This window comes from Ruegeria sp. AF3 (genome assembly GCF_056536285.1).
Genome location: NZ_JBQFJM010000002.1, coordinates 371,357 through 396,043 on the forward strand (window position 1 = coordinate 371,357; position 24,687 = coordinate 396,043).

Annotated in this window: 21 protein-coding genes and 2 pseudogenes; 18 read left to right on the top strand and 5 right to left on the bottom strand. The window is 59.0% G+C overall.

Going from position 1 to position 24,687, the window contains the following annotated elements; translation table 11 throughout:
* The first annotated feature begins 37 nt into the window (after positions 1–37).
* The 3 genes from ACR3FC_RS18300 to ACR3FC_RS18310 are packed head-to-tail and all read left to right on the top strand — an operon-like array spanning position 38 to position 3,001.
* Positions 38–625 carry a TRAP transporter small permease gene (locus ACR3FC_RS18300; protein WP_480477543.1) on the top strand — a complete coding sequence of 196 codons (588 nt, stop codon included), beginning with the start codon at positions 38–40 and terminating at the stop codon, positions 623–625.
* Entirely contained in the window at positions 626–1,915 is a 1,290-nt protein-coding gene (locus tag ACR3FC_RS18305) for a TRAP transporter large permease (protein ID WP_480477545.1), read from the top strand.
* A 24-nt stretch (positions 1,916–1,939) separates the two neighbouring features.
* Positions 1,940–3,001, top strand: coding sequence for a TRAP transporter substrate-binding protein (locus ACR3FC_RS18310; RefSeq protein WP_480477547.1), 1,062 nt, complete (start codon positions 1,940–1,942; stop codon positions 2,999–3,001).
* Between the two features lie 30 nt (positions 3,002–3,031).
* On the opposite strand, the gene ACR3FC_RS18315 is transcribed toward ACR3FC_RS18310, so the two are convergent.
* Positions 3,032–3,502, bottom strand: a complete 471-nt coding sequence (locus ACR3FC_RS18315) for a tetratricopeptide repeat protein (RefSeq protein WP_480477549.1) — start codon at positions 3,500–3,502, stop codon at positions 3,032–3,034.
* A gap of 33 nt (positions 3,503–3,535) precedes the next feature.
* Between ACR3FC_RS18315 and ACR3FC_RS18320 the strand changes: the two genes are divergently transcribed.
* From ACR3FC_RS18320 to ACR3FC_RS18390, 15 genes and pseudogenes are all read left to right on the top strand, one after another.
* A complete protein-coding gene (locus tag ACR3FC_RS18320) occupies positions 3,536–4,789 on the top strand; it encodes a cytochrome-c peroxidase (protein ID WP_480477551.1) in 1,254 nt (417 codons plus the stop codon).
* A gap of 134 nt (positions 4,790–4,923) precedes the next feature.
* Positions 4,924–6,030, top strand: a complete 1,107-nt coding sequence (locus tag ACR3FC_RS18325; protein WP_480477553.1) for a saccharopine dehydrogenase family protein — start codon at positions 4,924–4,926, stop codon at positions 6,028–6,030.
* A gap of 3 nt (positions 6,031–6,033) precedes the next feature.
* On the top strand, positions 6,034–7,545 hold the full coding sequence (amaB, locus tag ACR3FC_RS18330) for an L-piperidine-6-carboxylate dehydrogenase (RefSeq protein ID WP_480477555.1): 1,512 nt from the start codon (positions 6,034–6,036) through the stop codon (positions 7,543–7,545).
* A 272-nt stretch (positions 7,546–7,817) separates the two neighbouring features.
* Positions 7,818–8,711 (top strand): cyanophycinase, encoded by an 894-nt coding sequence (locus tag ACR3FC_RS18335; protein WP_480477557.1) that lies wholly within the window; start codon positions 7,818–7,820, stop codon positions 8,709–8,711.
* A 15-nt stretch (positions 8,712–8,726) separates the two neighbouring features.
* Positions 8,727–11,528: a cyanophycin synthetase gene (cphA, locus tag ACR3FC_RS18340; protein WP_480477559.1), complete on the top strand. Its 2,802-nt coding sequence runs from the start codon at positions 8,727–8,729 to the stop codon at positions 11,526–11,528.
* Between the two features lie 14 nt (positions 11,529–11,542).
* On the top strand, positions 11,543–13,288 hold the full coding sequence (locus ACR3FC_RS18345; protein WP_480477561.1) for a Mur ligase family protein: 1,746 nt from the start codon (positions 11,543–11,545) through the stop codon (positions 13,286–13,288).
* Between the two features lie 142 nt (positions 13,289–13,430).
* Positions 13,431–13,988 (top strand): dTDP-4-dehydrorhamnose 3,5-epimerase, encoded by a 558-nt coding sequence (rfbC, locus tag ACR3FC_RS18350; protein ID WP_480477563.1) that lies wholly within the window; start codon positions 13,431–13,433, stop codon positions 13,986–13,988.
* Between the two features lie 3 nt (positions 13,989–13,991).
* Positions 13,992–15,036: pseudogene (gene rfbB / locus ACR3FC_RS18355) on the top strand (dTDP-glucose 4,6-dehydratase).
* A pseudogene (gene rfbD / locus ACR3FC_RS18360) lies at positions 15,033–15,897 on the top strand (dTDP-4-dehydrorhamnose reductase). The pseudogenes rfbB and rfbD overlap by 4 nt, the downstream one beginning before the upstream one ends.
* Entirely contained in the window at positions 15,894–16,784 is an 891-nt protein-coding gene (rfbA, locus tag ACR3FC_RS18365) for a glucose-1-phosphate thymidylyltransferase RfbA (RefSeq protein ID WP_480477565.1), read from the top strand. Before rfbD ends, rfbA begins: the two are co-directional and overlap by 4 nt.
* Positions 16,785–16,972: 188 nt before the next feature.
* Positions 16,973–17,206, top strand: a complete 234-nt coding sequence (locus tag ACR3FC_RS18370) for a hypothetical protein (RefSeq protein ID WP_480477567.1) — start codon at positions 16,973–16,975, stop codon at positions 17,204–17,206.
* Positions 17,191–17,991: an ABC transporter permease gene (locus ACR3FC_RS18375; RefSeq protein WP_480477569.1), complete on the top strand. Its 801-nt coding sequence runs from the start codon at positions 17,191–17,193 to the stop codon at positions 17,989–17,991. Before ACR3FC_RS18370 ends, ACR3FC_RS18375 begins: the two co-directional genes overlap by 16 nt.
* A gap of 32 nt (positions 17,992–18,023) precedes the next feature.
* A complete protein-coding gene (locus tag ACR3FC_RS18380; RefSeq protein WP_480477011.1) occupies positions 18,024–18,749 on the top strand; it encodes an ABC transporter ATP-binding protein in 726 nt (241 codons plus the stop codon).
* 160 nt (positions 18,750–18,909) lie between these two features.
* Complete coding sequence (locus ACR3FC_RS18385) at positions 18,910–19,140, top strand: type II toxin-antitoxin system CcdA family antitoxin (RefSeq protein ID WP_480477571.1); 231 nt, start codon at positions 18,910–18,912, stop codon at positions 19,138–19,140.
* A complete protein-coding gene (locus ACR3FC_RS18390) occupies positions 19,140–19,439 on the top strand; it encodes a CcdB family protein (protein WP_480477573.1) in 300 nt (99 codons plus the stop codon). The genes ACR3FC_RS18385 and ACR3FC_RS18390 overlap by 1 nt, the downstream gene beginning before the upstream one ends.
* 54 nt (positions 19,440–19,493) lie before the next feature.
* On the opposite strand, the gene ACR3FC_RS18395 is transcribed toward ACR3FC_RS18390, so the two are convergent.
* Genes ACR3FC_RS18395 through ACR3FC_RS18410 form a run of 4 tightly spaced genes read right to left on the bottom strand, consistent with a single transcriptional unit; the run spans position 19,494 to position 24,608 of the window.
* A complete protein-coding gene (locus ACR3FC_RS18395) occupies positions 19,494–20,438 on the bottom strand; it encodes a substrate-binding domain-containing protein (protein WP_480477575.1) in 945 nt (314 codons plus the stop codon).
* A 44-nt stretch (positions 20,439–20,482) separates the two neighbouring features.
* The gene (locus ACR3FC_RS18400) at positions 20,483–21,490 is read right to left on the bottom strand and encodes an ABC transporter permease (protein WP_480477577.1); all 1,008 of its coding nucleotides are present in this window, start codon (positions 21,488–21,490) and stop codon (positions 20,483–20,485) included.
* A complete protein-coding gene (locus ACR3FC_RS18405; RefSeq protein WP_480477579.1) occupies positions 21,490–23,013 on the bottom strand; it encodes a sugar ABC transporter ATP-binding protein in 1,524 nt (507 codons plus the stop codon). The genes ACR3FC_RS18400 and ACR3FC_RS18405 overlap by 1 nt, the downstream gene beginning before the upstream one ends.
* 41 nt (positions 23,014–23,054) lie before the next feature.
* Entirely contained in the window at positions 23,055–24,608 is a 1,554-nt protein-coding gene (locus tag ACR3FC_RS18410) for a UxaA family hydrolase (RefSeq protein ID WP_480477581.1), read from the bottom strand.
* Between the last annotated feature and the right edge of the window lie 79 nt (positions 24,609–24,687).

The following is a 24,687-nucleotide window of genomic DNA, read 5'->3' on the forward strand; positions in this document are numbered from 1 at the left end:
GCGGGACACACCTGCGGCTGAACAAGGGAGGATCCGCATGGGCGGACTGGCATCGGTGCTTGCGCCGATTGCATTCGTGAACGAAACCGCGCTGCGTCTGGGCCGCGCGGTTGGCGTCGTTGCGATTGCTTTCATGGTCATCGCAATCCTGATTCAGGTGTTCTTCCGATACGTTCTGGGCAACGCCCTGCCCTGGCCGGATGAGGCCGCGCGGTTCTGCATGTTGTGGATGACCGGTTTGATGGCACCGACGGCCTTTCGGCGCGGCGGTTTTGTAGCTATCGACATGCTGCAACGGTTTCTGCCGCGTATGCTCGGCCTGTCACTCAATCTGTTCCTCCTACTGATCTCGCTGGCCGTGCTTTTGGTTGCGGTCAAAATCGGCTGGTCCGAGGTCACGGGCTTTGGCGGCAGGTTTGCAACCGCCGCCCTGTACCTGCCGACATCGCTTGGGTTTGACGAGTGGTACCGCATTCCGCGCAGCTGGATGATGGCCTCGCTGCTGGTGGGGATCATTCTGCTGATCTCGGTCAATATCGAGCTTATCCTGCGTTCCGTGGTCACCTTGCTTGGCGGCGCGCATCTGTTGCCGGACATTCCCGACGCAGCCGTGGGGGCCGAATAGATGCTGATCTGGTTCCTGCCTACGTTCCTGATTTTCCTGCTGATTGGCCTGCCGGTCTTTTTCGCGCTTCTAGCGGCACCCGGCATCTTGCTGTGGCTGAACGGACAGACGAACGACATCACCCTGCTTTATCGTAATGTCTACAACGGCATGGACAGTTTCCCGCTGATGGCCATCCCGTTCTTCATGCTGGCCGGTGAAATGATGAACCGCGGCGGCATCACCATCCGCCTTGTCGAATTCAGCCAGGCCCTGATGGGCCACCTGCGCGGCGGACTGGCGCATGTAAACGTGCTGAGCTCGATCCTGTTCGCGGGCCTTTCGGGATCTGCGGTGGCTGACACATCCGCTCTGGGGTCGATGCTGATCCCGGCGATGGAAAAACAGGGCTACACCCGCAAATTCGCCGCCGCCATCACAGCCGCGAGTTCGGTGATCGGGCCGATCATCCCGCCCTCGGGCATTATGATCATCTATGCCTATGTCATGGGTGAAAGCGTGGCCGCCTTGTTCCTTGCGGGGATCGTGCCCGGAATCATGGTGGGTGTCGGCCTGATGGTGATGATCAAGTTCATGGCCGACAAGTACGATTTTCCCGTCGCCAGCCGGAAATACACATGGGATGAGCGGCGCAAAGCCAGCCTCAAGGCGTTCTTCCCGCTGATGACGCCCGTGATCATTCTGGGCGGCATTCTGGGGGGCATCTTTACTCCGACCGAGGCCGCCGCTGTTGCTGTGGGCTACGCCTTTATCATCGGATTTTTCGTTCTGCGTACACTGACCCTGAGGGAAATTCCGGATGTTCTGAGCAATGCAGGTATGACGTCGGCCGTGGTGCTGCTGCTGGTTGGCGCAGCAATGGCGTTCAAGACCGTGGTCAGCCTGAGCCATGCCCCGGAACAATTGGCCTCGTTGATCCTCAGCCTGTCGGAAAATCCGCTGATCCTGTTGTTTCTGATCAACCTGTTGTTGTTTATCGTCGGTATGTTTCTGGACGCAGGCCCCGCGATCATCATCCTTGGCCCGATCCTTGGTCCCATTTTCACCGGCCTCGGCGTAGACCCGATCCATTTCGCCATCATCATGAGCGTCAATCTGACCGTCGGCCTTGCCACGCCCCCTATGGGGCTGGTGCTGTTCGTGGCCGCCGCCGTGTCGCGGGAGCGGGTCGAGACGATCGCCAAGGCGATCCTGCCGTTTCTGGCGGTCGAAATCATCGTGATCTTTCTGATCACCTACATCCCCGCACTATCCATGACGATCCCGAGGATAACGGGATTTGCAAACTGACTGAGTATCACAGGGAGGAAACGCATGCTCGGAAACTTCATCAAAACAGCGGCGATTGCCACATCGCTTGTGGCCGCGTCTGCGGTCGCTGCGGTGGCTGCGGACTATACGCTGCGCGCCACTGCCAATTCGAACGAAAATGACGAGGATTACGACGGTCTGATCGTTTTCAAGAACTATGTCGAGGCGGCGTCGAACGGCGCCATCGAGGTTGAGCTGTTCATCGGCACCCAGCTGTGTTCGAACGGTGCAGAATGCCTGCAAGGCGTGGCGGATGGCACCATCGATATCTATATCTCTACCTCGGGCGGGGCCTCGGGCATCTTCCCCTATGTGCAGGTTCTGGACCTGCCCTATCTGATGGCCGATGACCGGATCGCCGAGCATGTTCTGTCGGGCGATTTCACCCGTAAGATGCGCGACATGGCGCTGGAGGATTCAGGTGGCGCGATCCGCCTGATGACCATCGGCAACACCGGCGGCTGGCGCAACTTCGCCAACACAAAGCACCGCGTCGCCGAGCCTGCCGACATGGAAGGTCTGAAAATCCGTACCGTCGTCGCCGACCTGCCACAGGAACTGGTCAAGGCACTAGGCGCGTCACCTACACCGATCCCGTGGCCGGAACTTTTCACCAGCTTCCAGACCGGCGTCGTCGAGGGGTCCAAGAACGGCATCACCGACATCATGGGCATGAAGTTCCCGGATGCCGGCCTGCAATATGTCACGCTGGACGGGCACGCCTATATGGGTGCGCTGTGGTGGATGAACAACGCCAAGTTCCAGGCGATGCCCGAAGATATGCGCCGGGTCGTTGTCGATGGGTTCTACGCCCTGCAACAGGCCACTTTTGCCTCGCCCAAGCGCAAATCGATTCAGGCCTATGAGGACTTCGTCGCAGGTGGCGGTGACCTGTATGTCCCGACACCCGAGCAGAAGGCTGCGTTCAAAGCCGCGGCTTCACCTGTCTATGACTGGTTCCAGACCAATGTTGCCCGTGGTGATGAAATCTTTGCCGCGCTGACCGAAGCGGTCACGGCGGCTGAGGCGGACGTGAACGCCTCGCGCAATGCAGACCTGAACTAAACGGACGGGTCGGGCCTTGTGGCCCGGCCCTTATCGAAACGGGTACATCCACCCTTTGTAGTCGTTGACCAGAACATGCGCCTTCTCGATCTGCTCCGGCGACATTTTCTTGATCACTTCCTCAAGGCTGATCGCCGCATCGGGATCGCCGCCAATGGCGCTGAGCGTGTACCACATATAGGCCCGCACCAGATCGGGGGCGGGCAATCCCAGACCCAGTTCGTAGTACCAGCCGACCCCCGACTGCGCCCCCGGATGCCCCTTCATCGAGGCACGCAGATACCATTCAAACGCTCTTTCGTGGTCCTGCTCGACCCCAAGACCCAGCCCGTACATCACACCAATCAGTTCCTCGGCCTCGGCATTGCCCGACCGGGCGGCGGGCAGCAGTTCCGCGCGCGCGGCTTCAAACTCTCCGGCCTCCATCATGTCACGGGCCTGTTCCAGCTCAGCCAGAGCCGGGGTCGCAAGAAAACAAAGGGTAAAGAGAAACTGGCGCATTGGGCGATTGTCCTCGTTTGGGCGGGGGCCGCGGTGGCGCAGGACCTGCCGCGCCCGCTGACAGATGATGACTTTATCCCATTTGATATGGAACAGGCCACTATCGGTCATCAACTGTTTTACGATCCGATCCTGTCAGGCAATCAGAACATTTCGTGCGCCCATTGCCATCACCCCGATTTCGGCACCTCTGACGGGTTGTCCCTGGGGATCGGCGAAGGCGGACAGGGTCTTGGCCCGGACCGCACACCGGGTACCGGGGCGGACAAGATCCGCAAACGCATTCCCCGAAATGCGCCGGGGTTGTGGAACCTCGGGGCAAAGGACATCCGTACCGTTTTCCACGATGGCCGCCTGAGCATCTCGGACATCTATGGCAACGGGTTCAACTCGCCTGCGCAGGAATGGCTGCCCGGGGGATTGAACTCGCTTCTGGCGGCGCAGGCCTTGTTCCCGCTGACCGCGCAATTCGAGATGGCCGGTAATGTCGCTGAAAATCAGGTGACCGGCGCGGTTCACGACAGGATCGACAAGGGCTGGCCGATCCTTGCCAAGCGCGTGCGGACCGATCCGCGCTATGGCCCCGCCATAGTCGCGGCTTTTGACAACATCGAGACCACCGAAGACATCACGATCACCCAGATCGCAAACGCGCTGGCGGCCTTCATGGCCATCGAGTGGCGCAGCACCGACAGCCCATTCGACCAGTACTTGGCCGGGGACAAGGATGCGCTGTCAGGCGTCCAGAAAGACGGGATGAACCTGTTTTATGGCAAAGCGCGATGTGCGACCTGCCATGCGGGTCCGTTGATGTCGGACCAAGAGTTTCACGCGCTAGGTTTGCCCCCTTTCGGGCCGGGCCGGACCCGGCAATGGGACCCATATGCGCGGGACGTTGGACGGATGGCGGAAAGCAACCGTCTGGAAGACGCCTATCGCTTTCGCACGCCGATGCTGCGCAATGTCGCCCTGACCGCGCCCTACGGGCATAACGGTGCTTTTGCGGACCTCGAAAGCATGATCCGTCACCATCTTGACCCCCAGACCAGCCTTGCCAAATGGAAACCCGACATGGCTGCGTTGCCCAAGGTTCCCTGGCTGCAAAAAGCGGATTTCGTGGTGTGGGAAGACCGGTACGAAATGGAACGCCAGCGCAGCAGGATCGACATTGCGCCAGTGACGCTTTCGGATGCGGAAATCACCGCCCTTGTCGCATTTCTGCATTCCCTGACGGGCACTGGCGTTGGCTCTCCTCCTTTCGGGGTGCCTGCCGATTTCAACCCCTGACGGCGGTTACGCCATAATGACAATTGATCCGGCAAAATGTCGGATTAGTCGATCACTTCGTCAAATTGCGGCCTATGAAATGTCTGGCCAGCCCTGCACCATAATATCAGGAACAGAAATTTACGGAGACGTTGATGTCCTGGAATATTTGCGTAATCGGGGCAGGCAAGATCGGTCAGATGATCGCGACGCTGCTGAGGGCCTCGCCAAACTATAAAGTGACCGTGGCCGATCATGACCTGAAAGCATTGGGCGATATCACAAGGCTTGGTATTGGTACAAAGCAGATTGATGCCCGGGATGCGGACAGTCTGGCAAAGGAACTGACCGGGTTTAACGCCGTGGTTTCAGCGGCACCGTTCTTTTTGACCCCGAACATTGCCAAGGCCGCCAAAGAGGCGGGCGCGCATTATTTCGACCTGACCGAAGACGTTGCGGCCACCGAGGCCGTACGCCAGCTGGCCGAAGGCAGTGAGACAGCTTTCATGCCGCAATGTGGTCTGGCACCTGGTTTTGTGGGTATCTCCGGAGCCGCGCTTGCAGCGGAGTTCGATGAGCTGGACAGCCTGCATATGCGGGTGGGGGCACTGCCGCTTTATCCGACCAATGCGCTGAAGTACAATCTGACCTGGTCGACCGATGGGTTGATCAACGAGTACTGCAATCCTTGCGACGCCATTGTGAACGGCAAACTGGTCAAGACAGCACCACTGGAAGATTACGAGATTCTGGGTCACGATGGTGTGGAATACGAGTGTTTCAACACCTCGGGCGGGTTGGGCACGCTGCCGGAAACGCTGGAAGGCAAGGCGCGGGCCGTGTCTTATCGCACGATCCGGTATCCCGGCCATTGTGAAATCCTGAAGCTGCTGCTGCACGATCTGGGGCTGGAACGCCGCCGCGATCTGCTGAAAGAGATCTTCGAGACCGCCCTGCCCCGCACCGATCAGGACGTGGTGCTGGTCTATTGCACGGCCAAGGGTATGATCAATGGCGTTCTGCGCGAGAAATCCCTGATCAACAAGAGCTTTGCCCGCACCATCAACGGACAGGTCTGGAGTGCCATTCAGGTCACGACAGCTGCGGGTATTCTGGGCGTCGTTGACCTGATGCGCACCGGCACGCTGCCTTCGAAAGGGTTTGTCCGGCAGGAACAGGTCAAACTGAACGACTTCCTGAAAACAGAATTTGGCCAGCTGTATCGTGCTGGTGACGTGACCCGGCAAAACAAGGCGGCCTGAGATATGAAAGACATCGTAATGACAGCCCAAACCACGCTTGCAAATCTGGATCTGACGGGTGCCGCATTGAAGGGCGGCACCCTGAAAGTGACGTCGCCGATTGACGGCAGCCTGCTGGCCGACGTGCATGAAACTCCGGCCACCGAAATGGACGCGATCATTGCCCGCGCCAAAACCGCGTTCAAGGCGTGGCGCGTTGTGCCGGCCCCGCGTCGAGGCGAGCTGATCCGCCTGTTGGGCGAAGAGCTGCGCGCCGCCAAGGACGATCTGGGCGCGCTTGTCAGCTGGGAGGCCGGCAAGATCACGTCCGAAGGTCTGGGCGAAGTGCAGGAGATGATCGATATATGCGACTTTGCCGTTGGCCTGTCGCGTCAGCTTTACGGTCTGACCATCGCGTCGGAACGTCCGGGGCACCGGATGATGGAAACCTGGCATCCGGCGGGCCCGGTCGGGGTGATCTCGGCCTTCAATTTCCCGGTTGCGGTCTGGTCGTGGAACGCCGCTTTGGCACTGGTCTGTGGCGATCCGGTGATCTGGAAACCGTCCGAGAAGACCCCGCTGACAGCGATGGCCTGCCAGAAGATCTTTGAACGCGCGCTGGTGCGGTTTGGCGATGCCCCCGAAGGGTTGCTTCAGGTCCTGATCGGTGGCGCGGAATTGGGCGAGGCGCTGGTGGCCAGCGAAGATGTTCCGATCATCTCGGCCACGGGGTCCACACGAATGGGTCGTGCGGTTGCACCTATCGTTGCGGCACGCTTTGGCAAATGCATTCTGGAACTGGGTGGCAACAACGCGATGATCGTTGGCCCTTCGGCGGATCTGGAAATGGCCGTGCGCGCCATTGTCTTCTCGGCCGTTGGGACCGCCGGTCAGCGCTGTACCACGCTGCGCCGTCTGATCGTGCACAACTCGATCCGCGAGGAACTGGTGGGCCGTCTGAAAAAGGCTTATGCCGGTTTGCCCATCGGCAATCCGCTGTCTGAGGGCACGTTGATCGGGCCACTGGTAGATGAGGCATCGGGTGCCGCCATGACAGCCGCACTGGAAGCCGCACGGGCCGAAGGCGGCACCGTGTTTGGTGGCGCGCGCGTGACCGAAGGGCTTCCTGCGGGTGTCTATATGCAGCCCGCAATCGTCGAAATGCCCGGCCAAAGTGCGGTTGTGAAAACCGAGACATTCGCACCGATCCTTTATGTCATGGGCTATGACGATTTTGACGATGCGATCCAGATTCAAAACGATGTGCCGCAAGGGCTGTCATCCTGTGTGTTCACGCTGAACATGCGCGAGGCCGAGCAATTCCTGACTGCGGCGGGGTCGGATTGCGGTATTGCCAACGTCAACATCGGCCCCTCGGGCGCCGAGATCGGTGGCGCATTCGGAGGCGAGAAAGAAACCGGTGGCGGACGCGAAAGCGGTGCGGACGCGTGGAAGGCCTATATGCGCCGCCAGACCAACACCGTGAACTACTCGGCAGAGCTCCCGCTGGCGCAGGGTGTCAAATTCGACATCTGAACCAGCGCGCAAACTGACGGACATTCTGATCCCCCCGGAGCCTTGATGTTTCGGGGGGATTGCTTTTGTCGCGCAGGGTTTGGCACTGGCAGGCTGAAGCAGGCACAAAACCGGTGGTTCTTGACGAAATCCCTGCCGTGCGGCATGTGATGTCGCTGGGGGGAACGGCATGTCCGATAAGGTCAGATGGCCCGACACGGCATGTATGAACAGATTAAGCGTCCGAGTGGCCCCGATGGCTGGCTGCTTTTATACCGGAAGGTAAGTAAGATATGTGCCCTGCACCCGTTGATGCAGAGACCCCGCGCGGGTTCATCATCCCGATCGGCGGCGGCGAAGACCGCGTCAAGGAAATGCAGATCCACCGTAAGTTCGTAGAGCTTTCAGGTGGTGAGAATGCCGATATTGTCGTGATCCCGACAGCCTCGATGCTGGAAGAGACCGGACCGGATTACAATCGCATCTTTTCCGAACTGGGTGCCGGCAAGGTCGAATTTCTGCCCATCTCGCGGCGTGCCGATTGCGATAATCCCGATTATGCCGAGATGCTAGACCGCGCCACAGGGGTTTTCATGACCGGTGGCAATCAGCTGCGACTGTCGGCGATTCTGGGTGGCACGCTTGTTGCGCAGAAAATTCGCCGTCGGAATGCGGCCGGTGTGCCGGTTGCCGGCACTTCAGCCGGGGCATCAATCATGTCCGAACACATGGTGGCCGGGGGCAGCAGCAACTCGGCCCCGGCTGAGGGCAATATCACGCTGGCTCCGGGCATGGGCTTGACCAACGCCGTCATCATCGACCAGCATTTCACACAGCGCAATCGGCTGGGACGTTTGTTAACTGCTTCATCTTTCAACCCTTTTTTGATCGGACTGGGTATCGACGAAGACACGGCAGCCTTCATCGGACCCGATAATGTCCTTGAAGTCGTGGGCAGTGGATCGGTTACCGTCGTTGACGCCAGTCATCTGACTCATTCGTCGATGTGGGACGCGCGCCGCGGTGAAGCACTGAGCCTGCTTGGACTTCGGCTTGACGTTCTGGGCGAAGGGTGCCGTTATGATCTGACGGCTCGCCAGGCTTTTCCGCCGGATGAGCATATGGCGTTCTGCACATTGCCGGACATGTCCGGTCAAGAGGCCGCCAGCGGGGGGAATAATAGCTAACCAACGGGGAGCCTCATGAAAATAATCTCGACCAATGTCTTTGTCGGCCCAAATGTCTGGGCAAGTTTTCCGGTCATTCGCCACGTCATCGATCTGGGTGTTCTGGAAGAGTGGCCCTCGGCAAAAATTGGTTCCGAGTTTATTGACGCCTTGATCAAGGCGCTTCCCGGTCTGGCGGAACATGGCTGCTCCTATCGCGAACCCGGCGGCTTCATCCGCCGCCTGCGCGAGGATGAAGGCACCTGGTTGGGGCATGTGCTGGAACATTGCGCCATCGAAGTGCAGAACGTGGCCGGGTCCGACGTGACCTTTGGCCGTACGCGCGGCACAGGTGAGCCGGGCCAGTACAATATGGTCTATGAATACCGCCAGCGTGACGTCGGTCTGGATGCGGGCAATTTGGCGATGCGGTTGCTGATGCACCTGCTGCCGCAATCCCTGAAAGATCAGGTGGATTACGAATTCGACCCGGACTTCAACTGGGATGAAGAACTGCGCAGCTTTGTGCTGAGGGCGCAACGCAAGGAATTTGGCCCGTCGACCGGATCGCTGGTCAAGGCGGCGCAGGAACGCGACATCCCGTGGATCAGGCTGAATTCCGGCTCGCTTGTGCAATTCGGACACGGCAAGTTTCAGAAACGCATTCAGGCGACAATTACGTCCGAGACCAAGCATATCTCGGTCGAGATTTCCTGCGACAAGGAAGACACCCATAATCTGCTGAACGATCTTGGCCTGCCGGTACCGCAGCAACGCATGGTCTATTCGGCCCGCGAGGCCGTTCGTGCGGCAGCGCGGATCGGGTTTCCGGTGGTGGTCAAACCGTTGGACGCCAACCATGGGCGCGGCGTGTCGATCAATCTGAATTCCGATGCCGAGGTCGAGGCGGGATTTGCCGAGGCCAAGGAGCATTCACGCAGCCGCGCCATTCTGGTTGAAAGCTTCATCACCGGCTTTGATCACCGGATGCTGGTCGTGAACGACAAACTGGTTGCGGTGGCCAAACGCGTCCCCGGCCATGTAATAGGCGACGGCACCCATACGATTGCCGAACTGGTCGACATCGTGAACCAAGACCCGCGTCGGGGCATCGGGCATGAAAAAGTGCTGACCAGGCTCGAGCTGGACAATCAGGCTAACCGCCTGATGGAGAATGCGGGCGTGACGGAAGACACTGTCTTGCCCGAGGGCGAGGTTTTCTATCTGCGCTCGACCGCGAACCTGTCAACGGGTGGCACCGCCATCGACCTGACCGACGTGGTGCATCCCGACAACCGCGACATGGCCGAACGCGCCATCATGGCCGTCGGGCTGGATGTGGGCGGTGTCGATTTCCTGATCGACGATATTACCAAATCCTACAAAGATATCGGTGGCGCGATTGTCGAAGTAAACGCCGCCCCCGGTTTCCGGATGCATGTGGCCCCGTCCGAAGGTCAGCCGCGCGATGTGGCGGGCAAGGTCATCGACATGCTGTTCCCCCCCAATGAACAGACCCGCATCCCGATTGCGGCCATAACCGGCACCAACGGCAAGACGACCACGTCGCGGATGCTGGGTCATATCATGAAAACCAGCGGCAAGATCGTTGGCATGACCTCGACCGACGGCGTCTATGTGGATGGCAAGCTGAGCGTCAAGGGGGACATGACCGGCCCGAAATCGGCACAGATCGTCCTGCGTGATCCGATGGTCGATTTTGCGGTGATGGAAACCGCGCGGGGCGGGCTGGTGCGCTCGGGTCTGGGCTATCAACGCTCGAACGTGGCGGCCTGTCTGAACGTCTCGGCAGATCATCTGGGTCTGGGCGGGATCAACACGGTAGAGGAGCTGGCCGTCGTCAAACGGGTGGTGGTGGAAAGCGCGACCGATACGGCCGTGCTGAACGCCGACGACATCAATTGTCTGAAAATGGCCGATTATGCCGGGGCGGATCAGATCTTCTATGTCACGACCAACCCCGGTCACAGTCTGGTCAAGGAACATATCAAGACAGGGGGCAAAGCCATCGTGCTGGAAAAAGGCATGAATGGCGACATGCTGACCATCTATGACAAAGGGCTTCACATCCCGGTTCTGTGGTCGCATCTGATCCCCGCCACCCTTGAGGGCAAGGCGATCTTCAACGTGCAAAACGCCATGGTCGCGGCGGCAATGGCCTATAGTTTTGGGGTCGATCTGGACAATATCCGGCATGGTCTGCGCACTTTCGACACCAGTTATTTCCAAGCGCCGGGGCGGATGAACGTCTATGATGAACATCCCTTCAAAGTGATTCTTGATTACGGCCACAACCCAGCCGCGCTGAAAGCGATGGCCGCATTGGCCGATCAGTTGGACGTCAAGGGCCGCAGGCTGTGCGTTGTTGCGATGCCCGGCGACCGCCGCGATGAAGACATCGTTGATGGAGCCGCAGCGCTCGCCGGGCATTTTGATCATTTCATCTGCAAGGCCGATGACCGCCGCCGGGGTCGCGGGCATGACGAAGTGCCGCAAATGATGCGGCAGGCCCTGATCGATTGCGGGACACCGGATGAGGCGATCACGATCATCCCGGATGAGGTTGAGGCCGTGACCGCCGCGCTTGAGATGGCGGCACCGGGCGATCTGCTGGTGATCTTTGGCGATGACACCACACGGTGCTGGAAACAGATCATCTACTTCAATTCCGATGGCGAAACCTCTGAAACCGAGGCGGCACCCAGGACCAGCCCCGCCGACACCACGTTCGAGGACATGTTCGACAGCGACCAGAACCTGATCCGGGACGAACGCGGCGTAAGACTGGCGCGTGAAGTCAGCGAAGACGCGGATTGAGCGAGGGCACCGGAATGGACCGGATCGAAGAGCTTGAAACCGCGCTGATCATCGAATGCGCGACCGCTGATCATATTCAGGTGGATGACGCGCGGCGTCTGACCGGCCCCGGCCTGTTATGGGATCACCCCGGCGCGGTGATGGATGTGTTTTTCACGGATATCGACCCCGCGCAGGTCATTGCACTGTGGGAAAAACATGCCCGGCGCGTTCTTGATGCGCTTGGCTGGCAGGATCAGGCACTGACCCACCGTACCTTCACCGGTGGTGTCAATCTGGCAATCTCGGCACCGATGGATCAGCTTTATTCCGCGATCTTTGCAGCGCAGACCGCCTGGCATTTCTGTGCGGCAGAGTTGTTGGCGACGACGCCGGGCGATTTTGATCAGATGATCCGGGACGTCAAAGGCGTCATGGCGAAGGAGGCCAATCCTGCGCTGATCGCCCTGATCGCGGCAGCCGAGGCGCATGGCGTGGATATCCTGTGCGACGATGACGAAATTTCCATCGGGCATGGCACCGGCAGTCAAACCTGGCCTGTCGACGCATTGCCCGCCCCGGATGACGTGGACTGGCCCGACCTTCACAACATCCCCGTCGCCTTCATCACCGGAACAAATGGCAAGACCACGACGACACGGTTGCTGGAGGCCATCGCTCGCGCCTCGGGCAAGGTCGCGGGGCTGACCTCGACCGAGTTTGTGCGAGTGGGCGACGATATTCTGGATCGCGGCGACTATTCCGGCCCCGGCGGAGGACGGATGTTACTGCGCGACAAGCGGCTTGAAATCGGCTGCCTTGAAGTGGCCCGTGGGGGTATCTTGCGCCGCGGCCTGCCGACACGTGCCGCCATGGCCGCCACTGTCACCAACGTGGCGAACGATCATCTGGGGCAATACGGCGTCAACACGGTGCCCGAGCTGGCTCAGGCGAAATTCGCCGTGCACCGGACACTGACCAAGGGCGGCGTTCTGGCCCTGAATGCCGATGATCCTTTTGTCCGTGCCGAGGCTGAAAACACTACGGCAAATATCTGGTGGTTTTCTCTGGATGCCGGGAATGATCTGATCCGTCGGGCACGGGACGCGGGAACATGCTGCGCCTATGTTTCGCAGGGCAATGTCGTCTTTTTCGACGGCCGTTCCGAGCAGGTGGTCATAGCTGTGTCCGACGTGCCCCTGACCATGGATGGGGCCGCGAAATACAACATCCTGAACGCCCTGGCGGCTATGTGCCTTGCGCTGGCTTTGAAGCTGACGCTTGAGGCGGTGCGGAATGGGTTGGCCGGGTTCAAACCGGATGCCAGGGACAATCCGGGTCGCTGTAACGAATTCCTATACAACGGCGCTCAGGTTTTCGTGGATTTCGCGCATAACCCGCATTCGATTTCTGCCGTGTGCGATGCGCTGTCGGCCCTGCCGGCAAAACGGCGGTTCATCATGCTCAGCCATGCCGGAGACCGCTCGGATCAGGACATTCGGGACGTCACCGCAACCGCGTTGAACTTCCAACCCGACGTGGTCGTTGCTGCTGAACTGGAAGGGTATCTACGGGGCCGCTCATTGGGAGAGATACCGGACCTGATCGAAAAGTCTGCCCTGGAACAGGGATATGACAAGACCCAGATCCAGAGGGCCGCGTCCCCGTCCGAAGCCTCTGCGATGATCCTGAAACAGGTGGAACCGGGCGATCTAGCCTTGCTGCTGGTTCTGTCGGAACGCGACGCCGTGCTTGAGATGCTGAACCAGCACGCGACCTAGCGGGTTGAGGAATCAGCTAAGCAACGAACCACCATTTCCGTCTGCGATCATCTGAGCAGCAAATCGCGCATCACCCTTGCATTGACACCCAGCCTGACAATACTCGCCTAACACAGGCAACAGGTGGTTGAGGTTAGGTGTTATGGAGATTGAGCAGACGGGGTTGTCGGGTGTGTTGGTTATTCGCCCGCAGCGGCATGGGGATTTGCGCGGGTTTTTTTCTGAGAGCTGGAACAAGGCGCGGCTGGAGGAGGCTGGGGTTGTGTTGCCGGAATTTGTGCAGGACAACCATTCGCTGTCGTCCGCGGTGGGGACATTGCGCGGCCTGCATTTTCAGGCGCCTCCGCATGCGCAGGGCAAATTGGTGCGGGCGGGCCGGGGGGCGCTTTATGATGTCGCTGTCGATATCCGCAAGGGATCGCCGACCTATGGGCAATCTTTCGGCATCGAGCTCAGCTTTGAGAACGGGCGACAGCTTTGGGTGCCGCCGGGTTTTGCCCATGGTTTTGTGACGTTAGAGCCCGACACCGAAATCTGCTACAAATGTACCAGCTCTTACAATGCGGATGCTGATGGGGGTGTGCGCTGGGACAGCTGTGGTATTGATTGGCCCTTGCAGGGGAACCCGGTGCTGAGCGACAAGGACAGGATTGCGCCTGCGCTGGCCGATTTTGACAGCCCGTTTGTTTACGAAGGATAGAATATGAAACTGTTGGTGACAGGTGGTGCGGGTTTCATCGGGTCCGCGGTCGTGCGGCGTGCCATTGCGGACGGACATCAGGTCGTGAACCTTGATGCGCTGACCTATGCGGCCTGCCTCGACAATGTTGCCGAGGTTGCAGAGAACCCGAACTATGCCTTTGTTCACGCAGATATCCGCGACCCTGCGGCCCTGAAGGCGGTGTTTGCCGAACATGCGCCTGATGCGGTAATGCACCTGGCGGCAGAATCCCATGTTGACCGGTCCATCGACGGGCCGGGGGCTTTCATCGAAACCAATGTCCTGGGCACATACAACATGCTGGAGGCGGCGCGCAGCTATTGGGCCGGACAGGGAAAACCGGACACTTTCAGGTTCCACCATATCTCGACCGATGAAGTCTTTGGCAGCCTGGGGCCCTCCGGCCAGTTCACCGAGGATACTCCCTATGATCCGCGGTCACCCTATTCCGCATCGAAAGCCTCCAGCGATCATCTGGTCCGGGCCTGGCACGAGACCTATGGCCTGCCGGTGGTGCTGACCAACTGTTCGAACAATTACGGACCCTATCATTTCCCTGAAAAGCTGATCCCCGTTGTGATCCTGAACGCAATCGCGGGCAAGGCGCTGCCGATCTATGGTGACGGCTCGAATGTCCGCGACTGGCTGTATGTCGAGGATCACGCCGACGCGCTTTTTGCTGGTGGTGCAAAAGGGGGCTGTCGGCCGGTCCTACAACATCGGTGGCGAGAACGAGCGCAGCAATCTGGAACTGGTGCAGACGCTTTGCACGATCCTGGACGATCTGCGCCCGAAACCGCAGGGGGTCTATGCGGACCAGATCACCTTTGTCACAGACCGCCCCGGGCATGATGCGCGTTACGCCATCGATCCCTCGCGGATGCGCAACGAAATGAACTGGCGCCCATCCGTGACGGTAGAGGAGGGTCTGCGCAGAACGGTTGAATGGTACCTGAACAATGAAGAGTGGTGGCGGTCCCTGCAAGGCCGGTCCGGCGTTGGCGAACGGCTGGGGGTCAGCGCGTGAAACTTCTGGTCTTCGGGGCGACCGGTCAGCTGGGCCGGGAACTGATCCGGTGTGGCGGGGAAATCTCGGTTGAAGCGCTTGGGCGCGACAAGGCGGATTTTACCGATCCCGAAGGGTGCGCGGCCTTAGTTCGCAACACCGATGCGGATGCGGTGATCAACGCCGCCGCATATACCGCCGTCGACAAGGCCGAAGCGGAGGAAGACCTTGCCCTGCTGATCAACGGAGCCACGCCCACGGCGCTGGCCAAAGCCGCGGCCGGGCGCGGATTGCCGTTTGTTCAGGTCTCGACAGATTATGTGTTTGACGGGGCGGGCACGGCCCCGTTCTTACCCAACCACGCGACCGGCCCGCTGGGCGCCTATGGGCGCACCAAGCTGGCGGGTGAGGCCGGTGTGATTGCGGCGGGCGGACCCCATGCAATCATACGAACCTCGTGGGTGGTGTCGTCACATGGGCATAACTTCGTCAAAACCATGCTGCGCCTCGGCAAAGAGCGTGACCACCTGACGATCGTCGCAGACCAGATTGGCGGTCCAACCCCGGCATCGGCACTGGCCGGGGCCTGTATCGGCGCGGCCCGTGCCCTTTTGACAAACCCGGATGAAAAGACCGGAATTTACCATTGCAGCGGTGGCCCTGATGTCAGCTGGGCCGATTTTGCCCGCGAGATCTTCGATCAGGCCGGCATTGACTGCAATGTCGAAGACATCCCGTCCAGCGCATACCCGACCCCGCGAAACGCCCCTGAACAGCCGCCTGGACTGCACGACACTGACAACGGACCTGGGCGTGCCCCGTCCGGATTGGAAGGCGGGCCTGCACAGCATACTTGAAGACCTTGGAGAGCTCGGCACATGACGACCCGGAACGGCAAGAAACGCAAAGGTATCATTCTGGCAGGCGGGTCAGGTACCCGTCTTTATCCGATCACGATGGGCGTCTCGAAGCAGCTTTTGCCCATCTATGACAAGCCGATGATCTATTACCCCCTTTCGGTGCTGATGCTGGCCGGGATCCGCGACATCGCGATGATCACGACGCCGCAGGATCAGGAGCAGTTTCAGCGCCTGTTGGGCGACGGAAGCCAATGGGGCCTGTCCCTGACCTGGATTGTTCAACCTTCTCCTGACGGGTTGGCGCAAGCCTATATTCTGGCAGAAGACTTTCTGGATGGTGCCCCCTCGGCCATGGTGCTGGGCGACAACATTTTCTTCGGGCACGGCCTGCCCGAGATCCTGCAATCGGCAGACGCCAAAGAGACGGGAGGCACCGTCTTCGGCTATCGGGTCGCTGATCCCGAACGCTACGGGGTCGTGGCCTATGACGAGGCTGGCGCCGTCACCCAGATTGTCGAGAAACCTCAAGTGCCGCCATCGAACTACGCCGTGACCGGGCTGTACTTTCTGGACGGCTCTGCCCCTGAACGGGCCCGCGCCGTAAAACCGTCTGCACGCGGCGAGCTTGAGATTGTCACCTTGCTTGAAATGTACCTTGAGGCCGGGTTGCTCAGCGTCAACCGCATGGGACGCGGTTATGCCTGGCTGGATACCGGAACCCATGCAAGCCTGCTGGACGCCGGAAACTTCGTGCGCACGCTTCAGGACAGGCAAGGCCTGCAAACCGGATCACCCGACGAAATCGCCCATACGCTGGGCTGGATCAACGACCACGACCTCGAAGCCCGCGCCCGCAAATTCGGCAAAAACGAATACGGAAAATACCTCAAAAACCTGCTCAACCAGTAGCCGTTCGATTGCGATTTTTGCTTGCTTGAGTTTTTTGGTATTGGTTGCGGGTTTGAGGGTTAGGTCTTATTTAGCGTGTTTGGATGTTGGGATGGGTTGGTCTGCCGCAGGGTTGCATCTGTCCTTTAGGCGCGGCGGGATATGGGGTATCTGGGCGTGCGCACCGTTTCACGGATTTGGAGAACGCAATGATGAAGCGCGCCTGGAACAAGTGGCGATCGGGCTATATGGGCCGGCTTGTCGGTGAGAGCTTTTATGCGCAGGGCGGGCTTTACGGCGTTGCGATCCTGGCGATGATCGCGGTGGCGGTCACCACCGCCGGCTCGGCTTACATGATGGAATATATCATCGATGCCATGACCAACCCGGAATTGCGGGGATGGGCGCATGTCATTGCGCTGGGGTTGTGCTTCTGTTCCTGACCAAGGCGGTGGCCTCGTATATTCAGGCCGTTTTTCTGGCACGCGCGGGCAACCGGATTGTGGCCCAGCAGCAGGAGAAGCTGTACCGCAAGCTGGTCCGGCACGGAGTGTCGTTCTTCTCGACCACTGAATCGTCGGATCTGCTGATGCGCACGACCAATGGCGCGCAATCGGCCCGGGGCCTGATCGATGTTCTGGTCACCGGGTTTGTCCGCGATGCCCTGACCCTGGTCGGCCTGATTGCGGTCATGGTGTATCAGCAGCCGGTCCTGTCGGTGATGTTCTTTGTGGTGGGCCCGATTGCCCTGCTGGGGGTGCGGTATCTGCTGAAAAGCGTGCGCTCGATCATGCAGGCCGAGTTCAAATCGCTGGCAGAGATCATCCGGGTGCTGCAGGAGACCTCGGCGGGGATCAAGGTGATCAAGGTGTTTGCGCTTGAAGATCGCATGATCGACCGAATGGAGACCGCGATCCGGAAGGTCGAACAGCGCTCGAACGACATCGCCCGGCTGCAGGCCATTGCCAGCCCGCTGATGGAGTTTCTGGCCGGTCTGGCGGTTGCCGGGGTTCTCATTGTCAGCACGATGGGTATCGCGGGTGCCGAACAGCCGACCGCGGGTCAGCTGATGTCCTTCATCACCGCTTTGCTGATGGCCTATGAACCTGCCAAGCGCCTGTCCAGGATGCGGGTCCAGATTGAAACCTGCATGGTCGGTGTCGGCATGTTGTTCAGCCTGCTGGATCAGGAGGACACGATGGTGGAAAGCCCCGGGCCCGTGACCTGAGTGACGGCCCCGGACAGATCACGCTGCGCAATGTGACCTTTGGCTATCAGGGCACGGTGCCGGTGATCGACAACATGAGCGCCACTTTCGAGGCCGGGAAAACCACCGCCCTTGTCGGCCAGTCCGGTGGTGGCAAATCCACGTTGTTTGGCCTGATCATGCGGTTTTACGACCCCGATCAGGGCAGCGTCGAGATTGATGGCCAGGACCTGAGGGAGGTCAGCTTTGCCTCGCTGCGGCGGAAAATCTCGTATGTCGGTCAGGACACGTTCCTGTTCTCGGCCTCGGTGATGGACAACCTGCGCTGCTCGGCGCCCGATGCAAGCGATGAAGAGGTGATCGCGGCAGCCCGGGCCGCACATGCGCATCAGTTCATCACCGACCTGCCGCAGGGCTATGAGACCCCGGTGGGCGAGAACGGAACCTTTCTGTCGGGCGGTCAGAAACAGCGCATCGCGATTGCCCGTGCCATTCTGCGAAAGGCCGAGATCCTGCTGCTGGACGAGGCCACAAGCGCGCTGGACGCGGAATCGGAATCGCTGGTCAAAGAGGCACTGGACGCCCTGACACAGGATGTCACCGTCATCGTCATCGCCCACCGCCTGTCAACCGTGCTGGAGGCAGACAAGATCATCGTCATCCAGGACGGCGCTATCGCCGAACAGGGAAACCTCGACCAACTCATGCAGAAAAACGGCCCCTTCAAAAACCTCTTCGACCAACAGTTCAACAAACACAAACAAAAAGTCGCACAGTAATAGGGGGAGCTGAAAACAGAGCGCAATGCTCTTTTCAGGCCAATAACTTCCTGATTGCCACGTGCCGTTGAACAGAGGGCTTCCGCGCTTCACACAATATGCGCATGTTTGAAGCGCATATCGTGTGATGATAAAATGGCGCAGTTCAGAGGGTAGTCAAATGAATGCTCCATCTCGCAAACCGACAAATCTATCACTGGATGGCGATATGCTGTCCGAGGCGCGGGATCTGAAGATCAACCTATCCCGCGCAGCCGAAGACGGCATTCGGGCCGCAGTCGCCAGCGCAAAAGCTGAACGCTGGAAAGCCGAAAACAAGGCCGCACTTGAGAGTTCCAACGCGTATGTCGAGCATAATGGCTTACCGCTGGATGCCTACAGACAGTTCTGATGCCAAAATACGACGTGTTCCCCGACCCGTCAGGTGACGGGTATCTTCTGGACATCCAGAGCGATCTGCTGAGCGGGTTGAACACACGCGTCGTCGTGCCCCTGCTTCCCGAAGCGACGGCGCCGATCCCAGCCACCCGGCTCAATCCCGTCTTTGATATCCAGGGCAAACCGTTTGTAATGGCGACCCAATTCATGGCTGCCGTTCCGGTGGGCATTCTAAAATCGCCAGTCGACAACCTTGATGATCACTTTGCGCAGATCACCGCCGGCATCAACATGCTAATGCAGGGATTCTGACAAGCTTCTGGCCCTTGGAGAACCAAGAGCCAGGAACAAGTATGACAATGAAAATCAGTCGTACAGCACTGCCGCGATCTTCGGATCGTCGATGTTGGATGCGTCGTAGTAGTAGAACCCGGTATCAATCAGGGCAGGAACTTCTTCGCCCTTCATCGTAGCTACAGCAGCCTTGACGGTTTCATACCCGATGCCCACGGGATTCTGAGTGATTGCACCCGCCATCAACCCGCTTTTGATCGCATCTTTCTGGGCCTTACCGCTGTCATACCCGATGATGACCAGCCCCTCGGTCCCCAGTTCTTGCACCCCGTTCACCACACCGATGGCCGAGCCCTCGTTGGTGCCGAAGATGCCATTCAGATCGGGGTTCGCCGTCAGGATTGCTTTGGTCACCTCGGTCGATTTCAGGTGGTCACCCTGACCGTATTGAACCGTGACAACTTCGATGTCCGGGTATTTTTCGGCAATACGATTGACGAAGCCGTCACGCCGGTCGATGCCTGTGCGGCTGGTCTGGTCATGCGCAACAACGGCCACTTTGCCTTTGCCGCCAATCATCTCGGCCATCTTGTCCGCAGCCAGCGCAGCCGCGGCCTGATTGTCTGTGGTTGCTGTAGAAACCGGAATGTCGCTGTCAACGCCACTGTCAAAGGCGATGATCGGAATGCCTTTTTCATCAGCTTGCTTCAACAGTGGAATGGCGGCCTGGCTGTCCAGAGCGGCAAAACCGATGGCCTTGGGGTTATTGGCCAGGGCCGCCGCCAGCATGTCGATCTGACGATCCACCATGGTTTCGTTGTCCGGGCCTTCAAAGGTGATCGTGACACCGTATTCCTCGGCGGCTTGTTCCGCACCCGACTTTACCGCCTGCCAGAACTGGTGCTGAAACCCTTTGGACACCAGCGGAATATATATGTCTTCCGCTGATGACATTGATGCAGGTATCGAAAGGCTGGCCGCACTCAGGGCCCCCAAAATGAAACGACGTGTTAGCATGTCTTCTCCTCCAGTTGGTCTTCGTTTCTAATTTTTGTGAATGTTCAACCTGTCTTCCTGCGCCGCGCCATATCGGCGTAAACGGCCAGAATGATGATCGCGCCGGTGACAACGGTCTGCCATTCCTGCGCGACGGACAGCACCCGCAAACCATTGGTCAGAACTGCCATGATCAGGGCACCGATCAGGGTGCCAAGGATCGTACCGCGCCCACCGGACAGGGACGTGCCCCCGATCACGACGGCAGCAATAGCTTCCAGCTCGTAGCCAAGCCCCAGCGCGGGCTGCGCCGAATTCAGACGCGACGCGATCAGGATTCCACCGATACCGCAGATCGCGCCTGCCAGAGCGTAAATACGCATCTTCCAAAGATCGGTATTCACCCCCGAAAGGCGCACCGCTTCTTCGTTCGATCCGAGCGCAAAGGTGTATCTGCCCAGAACCGTGCGTCCGAGAATGTACGAAGCTGCAATGGCAACAAGGAAAAGGATCAGCACGCCATTTGGGATCGGCAAAGCAGGGAAAACCTCTCCGATCAGCGACCCGCGCGAAATCTGGTCAAAACCCGGCGTGTCGTTGAAGTAGATAGGCCGCGTGCCCGAGATCACTAGCGACAACCCTTTTAGGATCAGCATCATACCTAGCGTGGCAATGAAGGGAGGGATTTTCATCTTGGCGACAAAGGTGCCCGAACACAGCCCGCAGAACGCACCCGCCGCAATCGCTGCCACAACCCCCAGCAACAGCGGCATTCCGAGATAGGTCAGCACGACACCGGCAATGACGGCGCAGAACGTCATCAGAGTTCCCACGGACAGATCGATCCCGCCAGTTATGATGACCAGTGTTGCAGCAACCGCCAGCACCCCATTGACCGATGTCGCCTGCAAAATGGCGATCATGTTTGAGGTTTGCATGAAATTCGGCGACGCGATTGAAAACCCGATCAGCAAGGCAATCAAGCTGGCGAAGGCCAGCAGCTTTTGATAGGCGCCGCTTTCGGAGAGACCCGCCAGCGGGCTTTTCTTTTCGATATCCGTTGCTGAGGTCATTACGCTGTTCCTGTTACCTGCATCGCTGCCACCCGCTGGGTCGCCAGATGCATGATATCTTCCTGAGTGGTGTTTTTGCCGCCCGGCAGAATGCCGGTCAGCCGGCCTTCACACATCACAGCGATGCGATGGCTTAGGCGCATGATCTCGGGCAGTTCCGACGAAATCACGATGATCGTCTTGCCCTGCCCGGCAAGTTCTTCCAGCAGCTTGTAGATTTCAGATTTTGCGCCCACGTCGATGCCACGCGTGGGTTCATCGAAAATCAGGATATCGCAATCCCGCAGCAGCCATTTGGCAATGACAACTTTCTGCTGATTGCCCCCGGACAGAAGACGCACCTCCTGCGTGTCCGAAGGCGTGCGAATACCCAGCTGCATTATGTAACTCTTGGCTGTCGTGCTGATTTCACTGTCGTTCAGAACACCGACACGTCCGGTGAACATATCCATCGACGCCAAGGCAACATTGTCACGAACGCTCATCCCAGTGGCGAGGCCGAAATGCTTGCGATCCTCGGAAAGATAGCCAATGCCAGCCTTGACGGCATCGGATGGCGTGCGGATCGAGACCACCTGCCCATGCACCCGGATTTCTCCGCTATCCTTGGGATCTGCCCCGAAGATTGCCCGCGCAACTTCGGTACGTCCGGCCCCCATCAGCCCGGCAAAGCCCAGGATTTCACCCTTCAGAACCGAGAAGCTGACATCGTGGATTTCGTGACCCCGACACAGCCCGGTCACTTCCAGCGAAACTTCGGCATCGCTCAGATCGGGGGGAACCAGCGGCTCTTCCTTGACTTCGCGACCCACCATCATCGCGATAATCTGGCTGATCGGCGTTGCTGCCGCGTCAACTGTGCCAACGTATTCTCCGTCGCGCATCACCGTGACCCGGTCGGCGATCTGCTTCAGCTCATCCATTTTGTGGCTGATATAGACAATGCCCACGCCTTCGGCCTTCAGACGGCGGATGATGACGAACAGCTCGGCAATTTCAGCATCGTTTAGGGCCGCGGTCGGTTCATCCATGATCAGAACCCTGGACCGGAAAGACAGGGCCTTGGCGATCTCGACCATCTGTTGTTTGGCGATGGTCAGACTGCCGACCTGCGCCCTGGGGTCGAGGTTTAGGTTCATGGACGCAAAAATCTCGGCTGTCTGTGCATTCAACTCGGCATCGTTCAGTCGGCCAAACCGTTTACGAGGTTCGCGGCCAATAAAAATATTCTGTGCCACCGTCAGATCATTCATAAGGCTCAGTTCCTGATGGATGATACCGATACCCAAAGCCTGCGCCTCGCGTGGCGTGGTTGGGTTTGCATTACGCCCTTCGATTTGCAGTGTGCCGCCGTCGCGCTGATAGATCCCCGAGAGGATTTTCATCAGCGTGCTTTTGCCTGCACCGTTCTCGCCCATCAGCGCATGGACTTCACCGGGCACCAGATCGAACTGCACTGATTTCAGCGCATGGACTCCGGGAAAGTGTTTCTCGATCCCCGACATGTCGACCAGTTTTGTCATTTACCCTCCCAAACACCCCTCTCCCCAAGGGGTGGTGCGGCCTACATCACCGCGCCGATTTGCCAGGGGACAAATTCGACCCCGCCAAAGCCAAGTTCTTCGCTTTTTGTTTGTTCACCCGATGCAACGCGGATCAGCATTTCGAACAGCTCTTCGCCTTTTGCCTCGATGCTCACGCCGTCTGTGACGATGTCCCCGCAGTTCAAATCCATGTCTTCCGACATCCGGGCAAACATTTCGGAATTGGTTGCCAGCTTGATGCAGGGCGTTGGTTGATAACCCGAAACCGAGCCCCGCCCGGTGGTGAACACGATCAGGTTCGCGCCTGATGCCACCTGCCCCGTGACCGAGCATGGGTCGAAACCGGGGCTGTCCATGAAAACAAACCCGGTCCTGTCGATTTTCTCGCCAAACTTGTAAACACCGCGCAAGGGCGCGGTTCCGCCTTTGGCGACAGCGCCCAGCGATTTCTCAAGAATGGTCGTCAACCCGCCGCGCTTGTTTCCGGGGCTAGGGTTGTTGTTCATCTCGCCACCGTTGCGGTGAGTATACCCCTCCCACCAGCGAATGCGTTCTATCAGCTTTTCCCCGACTTCAACGGTCTCGGCCCGCCGGGTCAAAAGGTGTTCTGCACCGTAGATTTCCGAGGTTTCGGACAAGATCGTCGTACCGCCATGCCGCACCAGCAAATCCGAGGCATAACCCAAAGCGGGATTGGCGGTGATCCCGGAATAGCCATCCGACCCGCCGCATTGCATTCCAACCGTTATCGCACTGATCGGCGCAGGTTTGCGTTCGGCCTTGTTCGCGAGTTCGGCAATCCCGCGCAGCTCGTTCAATCCACGTTCAATGGTACGGCGCGTACCGCCCTCACTTTGAATGGTCATGTAACGCAGCACGCCATCAGGACGGATCGGACGACCCCCAACCAGATCGGCTACCTGCATCACCTCGCACCCCAAACCGATCAGAAGGATACCGGCGAAATTCGGGTGCTGGGCATATCCAGCTAATGTCCGGAACAGTGTGGCATAGCCTTCATCTTTTCCCGACATCCCGCATCCGGTGCCATGAACGATCGGGACGATACCGTCCACATTCGGGTACGCGTCCAACAAGCCCCGTTTCTCGGTGGCTTCGGCTATGAACCTCGCCACGGAGCCAGAGCAATTCACTGTTGTCAAAATGCCGATGTAGTTGCGCGTGCCGACCTTGCCATCGGCGCGGTGGAAGCCCTGGAAGATACGGGAGCCTGAAATCTCGGGCAGCGGCGTGTTCGCGCTTGCATATGCGTAGTCCTGCTGATGCGCCCCCATACCCAGATTATGGACATGAACATGCTCGCCTGCGGCGATATCCGCTTTGGCCTGACCTATGATCTGTCCATAGCGGATCACATTCTCACCTGCCGCAATCGGGGCGGTGGCGATCTTGTGCCCGCGTGCGATTTCCGTGGGAAGCTGCACCGATAACCCATCCGGTTGCGCGCCGGCTTTCAGGTCGCGCAACGCGATGATCACGTTGTCATCCGGGTTCAGCCGGATTGTGTCACGGGCGGGGCCGCCCTGGGTTTTGATCTCTGAAACTGGGTGCATGGATTCCCCGCTTGTTCGCCACAGAGCTACGGGGATAATCCTCTCTTGTCAACTAACATGTTAGTATGATAGTTCAGAT